This is a genomic window from Salipiger sp. PrR002 (assembly GCF_010500775.1).
Classification (GTDB): Bacteria; Pseudomonadota; Alphaproteobacteria; order Rhodobacterales; family Rhodobacteraceae; genus Salipiger.
In genome coordinates this window covers 1-7466 of sequence record NZ_JAAGOU010000061.1, presented here as the reverse complement: position 1 = coordinate 7466, position 7466 = coordinate 1, and the positions used below count along the sequence as shown (strand labels likewise).

The window sequence follows — 7466 nt, the reverse complement described above, 5'->3', positions numbered from 1 at the left end:
CGGTGCCCGGCGGTCCCATCAGCAGCACCCCGTGCGGCACCTCGGCGCCGACGATCTGATACCGCTCGGGCTCGCGCAGGAAGTCGACCAGCTCGGCCACCTCTCGCTTGGCCTGTTCCTGTCCGGCGACATCCGCGAAGGTCACTTGGGTGCGGGTCTCTGCCGGGGTCGAGAACCGCCCCTTGAACAGCCCCGCCGCACCGCCCGCGCCCATGCCGCCGCCCATCTGCCCGATCATCCGCCGCTGCAGCCAGAAATAAACGCCGAGGATAAGCATCCACGGCAGCAGGAACATCCAGATCGACGTGTCGCTCGGCGGATCGGCTGAGATCGGAACCTCGTGCTCCTCCAGCAGCGGCAGGAGCGACGGATCGCTCTGCGCCGGGATGGTCGCGCGGTAGAGTGTGATGCCCCCGGCGGCATCCGGAACCGACACAGTGATCGCATGGTCTGCCAGCGTCGCCGAGGTGACCTGACCGCTGGCGATCATCTCCTTCACCGCGCTGTAGGATCTGGTCTCCACCGTGGAGGTCTGCGTGTCCTCGTCCAAGACCAAGGCAAGCGTGATGACGATCGCGACGAGCATGATCGCGACGCGCAGCCATTGTTCGGGCGGTGGCGGCGGCGGTGTGCGGTCCGGCGGCGGTTGCTTGTCGGCCATTGAAGGTCCTCCTCGACCCTGACAGCCTGCAGCCTAGGTTGGCACGCCGCGTTGATCCGGGTCAAACCGGCTCGCGCGCGTTTGTGCTGTCATTATACACGATCAGGGCGGGAGACTCACCGACGCCTTGCGCAGCGTTCTTTTTGCGCTGGCAGTGCACGATCGTCGGGTTGAACGAGGCCCATTGCGGCCTGGGACCATCAGCCGCACCGTCGCCATAGATTTGCGGGCAATCAAGATGTGTTCCAGGAACTCGTTGAATGTGGGAAGGAAGACGCAGCTGCGGACTCCCTCGGGAAGCAGGTGAAGGGCATTCACGCCGAGCACCCGCCGAGGCGCCTCGCTCATGGGGGGTCTGCCTAGTGACCAATCAAGGCGTGAACAGCCCGACGGCTGGGCCGCTGCGCTTTCGGATATCGAGCCCCGGCATCGGTGAACTTCTTACCAGTAGATTGAAGGCCCACCATGCATTAGCATTTAACTCGGGCCACTCGCTGAGATCAGTTCAATTCTTGTAATACCTTCCCTTCTATCTTTCATGATGGCGGCACAAAAATGGCAATAAGAACGATTGCACTGGTGCTCTTTGATACCGAGGAGGCCGAATGGGCGCTCCCGCAGGCGTCGGCGTTGGCTTCAGCCGTCGACGCGCATCTGAGCGTACTGCACCCCTACAACCCCATGCTCTTCACGGGTGGTATCGGAGCAGAGCCGCTCGTCTACGCAAGCATCCAACAATGGGAAGAGGAGGACTCCGGAAAAATCAAATCGGCGGTCGAGAAGGAAGTGCAATCCACGGGCATTCTTGGCGAGTACCGGCCGCAGACCACGCTCTACGGCGCCGAGGCATTCCTGCTTTCTGGTGCCCGCGGCGCGGACCTGGTCTTGGTTGGGACCAATGGCGTGCTCAACCGCTCACCAGACGATCGCAACTTGATGGAGCGGATCATCCGAAACCTCGGACGTCCGGTCCTCGTCCTGACGCCGAAGGTAACGCTGACCGGCCCTTTGGACAGACTGACCATCGGCTGGAGCGATACGCGTGAGGCCACCCGGGCAGCACACGACGCGCTAAACCTTGCGATGGACGGCGCCGAAATCGAACTCGTAACAGTCGTGTCGCGCGCGCAAAGCACCGTTCCCGGCATCGATGGCAGGGCGGATTTCGCCACCTCGCTTGATCGTCTCGGCTATCGAGTGACAGTGACCGAGCGCAGTGCCGGCGTGGAGCACCGAGCAGAAACGTTGATTTCGGCAGCTCAGGAATTCGGTTCCAAATTGCTCGTGACCGGCGCTTTTGGGCATTCGCAACTATATGACTTCGTAGTGGGTGCAGTTACGCGTGATCTTCTGGAATTCGCCCCTTTGCCTGTCTTGATGTCAAAGTGACCGAAGGCTCGCCTCTGGCAGGAAATCTTGGCTTCCGGGCATGGCGAGCCTGCACATTGCTTTCATTCGGGGCGTCCGCGCGAACGCTAGGAAAGTCTTGTTAGACGCATCTCACTAGCTTCTGAGCCAAAAATCAACTCTTTGATCCAAAGCACCCCAATTGGTATATTCCTTGTCCTCATTGAGGGCCGCTTCGGGGTCTTTTCTGGCGATGATCCTGCGCATGATGAAGCCCCGAAACACATCGTATTCATGTGGGCGGTATGCACCGGCGATTTGCTCGGTGCGCCCGGGGCACCATCCTGTGGCGCTCGAGAAATCCTCAAGGATACGGTCCAGACCGCGCCAATCCTCGGAATCATGCCCGGCGGCACTGAGCGACACCGATAAGAAAAGGGTCGGCATCCTATTCAGTTGCTCGACATGATCCCTGACAAAATCGGTGAGCGCCCGCGGGTATTCGCTCGCATGTACGGGCGCGGCCAGAATGACGCGGACAAATCGATCGAGATCGATATCGTCGGCATCGCTGGTTTCCAGAAGTTCGACAGCATGCCCCGCAGCTACGACGTGGTCAGCCACGTGGCGCGCGATCTGCCGTGTTTGACCCTGGTAGGTGGCGTATCCAATGAGAATCTTCACGTCGACCTCATCCAAGAATGCCCCGGACACTTTAGCGAGCGGGATGTTCTTCACGAAGGTATCGAGAACGGTGCCTGTACGCGAGAGAATCTTGGATCGCAGCACCGACGGCGACCACGCTCCGCATGGTTGCGACCCTCTTCTCCACGGTTTCGTCTTTGGGTTTTCCGTCAGTCATCAGAGTGCCTTTGCCACTCGTGGGCGACGACGGATCAGCTATGTCGTCGCAACCGGTCGCGATACCTTGCCCAAACGCACCCATGACCCCTGCTCGTGCCCTGTGCCTTCAGGTGCGGGCCCACAAATAGCGCCCCGAAATCAGTAGTCAGGTTCAGTTTAGGGCAGCCTCTGCGCCGGAAGCGATCCAGAATAGCATGGCGCCGGTAACCCCTATCGAAAGCACCCCAAAGAACAGTCCAGCCATCGCCACAAGGCCATCTTCCTCGACCACACCCACACCGACCACAAAGAGCGAGATCGCCGGAAACCAGCCGCTGAGCGGCAAAGGCAGGAAGAGCGCAAATGATATTGCAAAGAGGATCCCACCAAATGCGCGTACATTCTTTGTATTGAATATGTAGCGGTGGCGTTTTTGGAGGAGACGCTCAAGTCGCCGCGTCAGGGGCCGCAGACGCAGCACTGTCCGGCGCAGCTTGACATGATCGAGGCGCAGGTCCGCAAACCTGCGCGGGAGGCGGATCGACGAGTACCCGAGGCACATTTGGGCACTCGTCACCAGCAAGGGGATCGCCGTCAGAAGCGTGAACCCAGGCGGCAAGGGGAGCAGATTGACCAACGAGAGCACCACAAGGGCCCACCCGAAGGACGCCTCGCCGAGAACCGACAGCAAGCTGCCGACGGTCAACGTCCCGGAGCGGTGCTGACTTCTTGACGCGCGAATGATCGGCAGCGACAGAGACGCGCGACAGCGCGTTCCCGCAGAGTATTTCATCATCTTCTCATTGGCTGCTGGTCCGGCACCGGCCTGTGCCCCTATTTCTGTGACGATACCACCGCTGTGCGCTGTCCGGAAGGTACCGCCCGGCACTGTGCTCTTCGCCATATTGCCGCCGCGATGCTCGACGAAAAGCTCGCAGTGATCTTTGGTGTGTGACACGCACGATGTTCGACCGGCATGATGTTGTTGCTATAGTGATTGGGCGAAACGAAGGTGAGCGCCTGCGGGCCTGCCTTACTTCCGTGCAGAGCGAAATCGCCCGCGTAATCTATGTTGACCGCGGCTCCGACGACGGCAGCCAGGCCCTCGCCGAAGCCGTAGGCGTGGAGCTGGTCAACTTGCCCATGCATTTGCCCTTTACCGCTGCCCGCGCCCGCAATGCCGGCTTCGCAAAAGCAGCGGCGATCGCCGGCCCCTCATACGTTCAATTCATTGATGGCGACTGCATCCTGCAACCCGGGTGGATTGAGACCGCCAGCCGGTTCCTGGCATCGACCCCCGATTGCGCTGTGGTATGTGGCCGACGGCGCGAACGCTTCCCAGAAATTTCGATCTACAATCGTCTCATGGATGCCGAATGGGCCACGCCGCCGGGCCGCACCAAGGCATGCGGCGGAGACACCATGGTCAGAGCCAGCGCGTTCGCGGAGGTGGATGGGTTCAATGCAGCTTTCATCGCCGGGGAGGAACCGGAACTCTGCGTAAGACTTAGAACCTGCGGCTGGAGCATCTGGCGACTCGACGAGGAAATAACGTTGCATGACGCTGACATGCATAGCTGGCGGCAGTGGTGGCAGCGCAGCCGACGTGGTGGTTCCGCGTGCGCCGGCGGATGTCCTTCACCATCGACTCCGCCCTCGGCTTCGCTGTTCCGGGTTTCTGTCTCATCTCCACTCCTTGGTGGTTACGATGAGCCAGAAACCCTCCGTTACAAAGTCAACTCAGATGTCCCAGGGGCGCTGACGGGGGACAATCAGATCACGATCAGCGTTCGGCATGACCTATCTCCCTTCAGTTGAAGCGCTCCATCACCACACCCTCATGGCGACATTGTGACGCCTCTGGTTCCAAGCGTTTCAGCGCCTGGGCCCGACCTGACCCTTATACTCGGAGCGCAAGAGATGACGCTCCTCGCAGGTAACGCATCTGGACATCGAGGCCTGGACGCCCCTAACGTCATGCGCCGAGACAAACCCTGTCAGAGCACTTGGAAGCAGGCTCCCCATTTGCTTCTGCACTGGCCCGGCAGACTGCCGGGCTTCTTTCTTTAATCTGCTCGATACGTGATCGAAAAAGGCCCTTTCGCATCCGTTTGACAGTCGGCAAAGGCTTCCCGAGTCTGTTGCGGTCCGGGTCCCGAAGCGGCCTCAAAATGGATCGATCTCGGAGACCCGTTGCACGGTCTTCAAGAGGGCTGCGATCTCGCGGCCAGGGGGGTCGTTGTCCAGAGCCTCTTCGAGCACGATGCTGAAGCAACACAGCATGAACGCCGCCGTTGCCAGCTGCCGGACCACCGACAGGCCAAAGAAATATCGCGAAGCGGTCTCGGCGGCCCTTCCAAGCAGGCGCCCCAAAGGCCCGTCGGTCGGACGCGGGCGGACGACGTCTCGCTGCCTGTCCCGCGCCAGCGCGCCCGCCGAGACGTCCTCGACCAAATGGGTCTGATCGCTGAGGGCGGAGTTCCGTTTCCAGCCGGTCGTGATTTGTCGGCAGTGGTGGAAGGTGAAATCCTTGCTGTCAAACATCCAGTTTAAGGGGAAACCCTCAAGTGTGTGCGGTCGCCACTGCGCCTGACCGACCGGCCCCGTAGGCCGGACGCACCATTTATGCGGGCAGGATGTTTCCGCCGGTTTGCGGAAGACATGATCGGCATGGCGCACGCGGGATCTGCCCCCTTCTTCTACGGCGTACCGCCATGTCCCGCTGAACCGAGTGTAGCCAAACGCTGCCCGCGCCGCGGCATCGAAAACTGTCTCCGTGCCTCGCGACAAGACCAATTCGTCGATGTCGCAAAACAGCACCGCACGCGCTTCCTGCAGGTAACGCAGCCGCACGGCATTTAGCGCGCAGGTTTGCAGGTAGAGTTCGCTGTTGCTGTAGGGTTTGAGACCTCTCGGACCAAAGGGCAACTCAGTCCTCAGCACGAGCGCATCGAGCCCGGCGCGCTCCAGCACGCCTTGGATCTCGCTCATCGCGTAAGTCGTAGAGCCATTGTCGATGAAGAGGATGCTCTCAGCGCCTTGAGTGCGCGCATGAAACCGCGCGAAGTCTTCGATCCAGCGCAGGTCGTTGTCCTTCGACATGGTTACGATCGCGTTTCTGCCGCGAAACCTCTCGGGGGTGGCGAAACGAACCGGCGTTTCGAGTCTGAACCCGTCAATTTCCAAGCTGATCCGCTCAGGACGCGACGCGCACTTCAAGGTCACCGTGCTATGCCGATAGTACATCCTGACCTTGGGCTTCACCGCCTGCGCATCAAGCATGACCTTGCCGCGCCCAAAGAGGGCGGCGAGATTATTGAGACGTGGGCAGATGAGCGTGACCAGACCGTTATGCCAAACAGCGTCGAACCAGAGCGTGGTCGCATCAAACCCGCTCTCGTACCCGTCTCGACGGAATTTCGGGGCAACTCGAGACGCCCGCCGAAAGGGCGTTTTCTCGAGCCGGCATGTCGAAAAATCTGAACTCTCGTTCAAGGTCCCCTCCCCTGACACCGCAAATCATGCAGTGGCGCGAAGGTAGGGCTTCAAAAACATTTCGCAAGCAAGAGTGCTGGCGGGGCCGCACAAACCATTGTCACGTCACCTGACGCTCGGCGGGCTGTCAGCCGCTCTACTGCGAGGTCAAAAAGGCCGGCCGGCTCCAAGAAAGTATTGGGCGAACATTGTCTCGGCCGACCTCTCTCCCCACTTCAGCGCTGGGAAGCTCTCGCCATGCGCATGTGACGGGCGCCTGAGCGCGCAGGGCTCGAAGATGGACCCACGAAGGAGCAACATGACAGATATAGAGATCGGCACGTCGGAGCTGGAAACGCCACAAGAAAGCGCCGCCCCAGACCCTCGCGAAGGACCACCGGGCCTCACGCTTCGCCAAGCTGCACTCATCTATTTCGGCGGCCTCGTCATCGTGGTTGCAGCGCTGGTAACGCTTGGCTTCACGACCTGAGTCGCGCCGAGACGGGCCAGTTAGATTGGGCGCAGGAAACTCCCGAGTACTGAGCGAAGAACATCGCGGCAAAATGACCGCAGGTCAAACGACACGCGCCATCCTGCCGCGTTCCAAATGGGTGTGCTGGCGCGCTAATATTGTTGCGAACGCCCGCACTCAGAGCTTGGAGGACAGCCGATGACGGCGACCAATGATTTCGAAACTTGGGTCACCCAAGAAATCTCACGCACCAAGTCCGTGTTGCGGGAAATTCAGGATGGGGGTTTCTGGAACTCGATGCCGCCGCCTTCGTCAGAAACCGTCAATGGTCTCGTGGAAAAATACTCCGAGCACCTCAGGCAACTGAAGAAGACCCGTCATCGCGTTCGGGGAGAATAATACGAGATTGCAACCGCGCCCAATCCTGTCGACCTGCACCTTGCGGGTTGGGTCGCGGAAACCACCCGTTTGGTGGCGCAATGGCGGTACTCAATCATCCTTAACGACATCAGCGCGTCCGCGCCTGTCTGCCTAAGAAATCTGGTGGGACCGCATATTCGCCAAAATCTGCATGAAGAACTTGTCGGGCCCTCAAGGCCCGCCAACACAACACTCCGATAGTGCCCCGCGGCGTGGTGTAGGAAGCCGTGAGCGTCGCTGATCGCGAGG

At 60.3% G+C, this 7466-nt stretch carries 8 protein-coding genes; 4 read left to right on the top strand and 4 right to left on the bottom strand.

Annotation, left to right across the window (positions count from 1 at the left end; genetic code table 11):
* Positions 1-661, bottom strand: a 661-nt coding sequence (locus G0A00_RS25665) for an ATP-dependent metallopeptidase FtsH/Yme1/Tma family protein (RefSeq protein ID WP_368667751.1), incomplete at its 3' end; no start/stop codon positions are given.
* 555 nt (positions 662-1216) lie between these two features.
* Here G0A00_RS25665 and G0A00_RS25660 point away from each other — a divergent pair.
* A complete protein-coding gene (locus G0A00_RS25660; RefSeq protein ID WP_164185573.1) occupies positions 1217-2050 on the top strand; it encodes a universal stress protein in 834 nt (277 codons plus the stop codon).
* Positions 2051-2164: 114 nt separating this feature from the next.
* Here G0A00_RS25660 and G0A00_RS25655 read toward each other — a convergent pair whose 3' ends face one another.
* Both G0A00_RS25655 and G0A00_RS25650 read right to left on the bottom strand, forming a co-directional pair.
* Entirely contained in the window at positions 2165-2797 is a 633-nt protein-coding gene (locus tag G0A00_RS25655; RefSeq protein ID WP_368667750.1) for a flavodoxin domain-containing protein, read from the bottom strand.
* A 226-nt stretch (positions 2798-3023) separates the two neighbouring features.
* Entirely contained in the window at positions 3024-3809 is a 786-nt protein-coding gene (locus G0A00_RS25650) for an exopolysaccharide biosynthesis protein (protein WP_368667749.1), read from the bottom strand.
* 5 nt (positions 3810-3814) lie between these two features.
* On the opposite strand from G0A00_RS25650, the gene G0A00_RS25645 reads away from it, so the two are divergent.
* Positions 3815-4669, top strand: a complete 855-nt coding sequence (locus G0A00_RS25645; protein ID WP_164214289.1) for a glycosyltransferase family 2 protein — start codon at positions 3815-3817, stop codon at positions 4667-4669.
* Between the two features lie 348 nt (positions 4670-5017).
* On the opposite strand, the gene G0A00_RS25640 is transcribed toward G0A00_RS25645, so the two are convergent.
* A complete protein-coding gene (locus tag G0A00_RS25640; RefSeq protein ID WP_164214288.1) occupies positions 5018-6346 on the bottom strand; it encodes a hypothetical protein in 1329 nt (442 codons plus the stop codon).
* 298 nt (positions 6347-6644) lie between these two features.
* Between G0A00_RS25640 and G0A00_RS25635 the strand changes: the two genes are divergently transcribed.
* Together G0A00_RS25635 and G0A00_RS25630 are read left to right on the top strand one after the other, a co-directional pair.
* Entirely contained in the window at positions 6645-6815 is a 171-nt protein-coding gene (locus G0A00_RS25635; protein WP_164185626.1) for a hypothetical protein, read from the top strand.
* A 180-nt stretch (positions 6816-6995) separates the two neighbouring features.
* Positions 6996-7196 carry a hypothetical protein gene (locus G0A00_RS25630; RefSeq protein ID WP_164185627.1) on the top strand — a complete coding sequence of 67 codons (201 nt, stop codon included), beginning with the start codon at positions 6996-6998 and terminating at the stop codon, positions 7194-7196.
* Positions 7197-7466: the final 270 nt, after the last annotated feature.

Bases quoted from the DNA above. Each gene is read 5' to 3' on its own strand.
- G0A00_RS25630 (WP_164185627.1), top strand. From the start codon at position 6,996: ATGACGGCGACCAATGATTTCGAAACTTGGGTCACCCAAGAAATCTCA.
- G0A00_RS25645 (WP_164214289.1), top strand. From the start codon at position 3,815: ATGTTCGACCGGCATGATGTTGTTGCTATAGTGATTGGGCGAAACGAA.
- G0A00_RS25660 (WP_164185573.1), top strand. From the start codon at position 1,217: ATGGCAATAAGAACGATTGCACTGGTGCTCTTTGATACCGAGGAGGCC.
- G0A00_RS25635 (WP_164185626.1), top strand. From the start codon at position 6,645: ATGACAGATATAGAGATCGGCACGTCGGAGCTGGAAACGCCACAAGAA.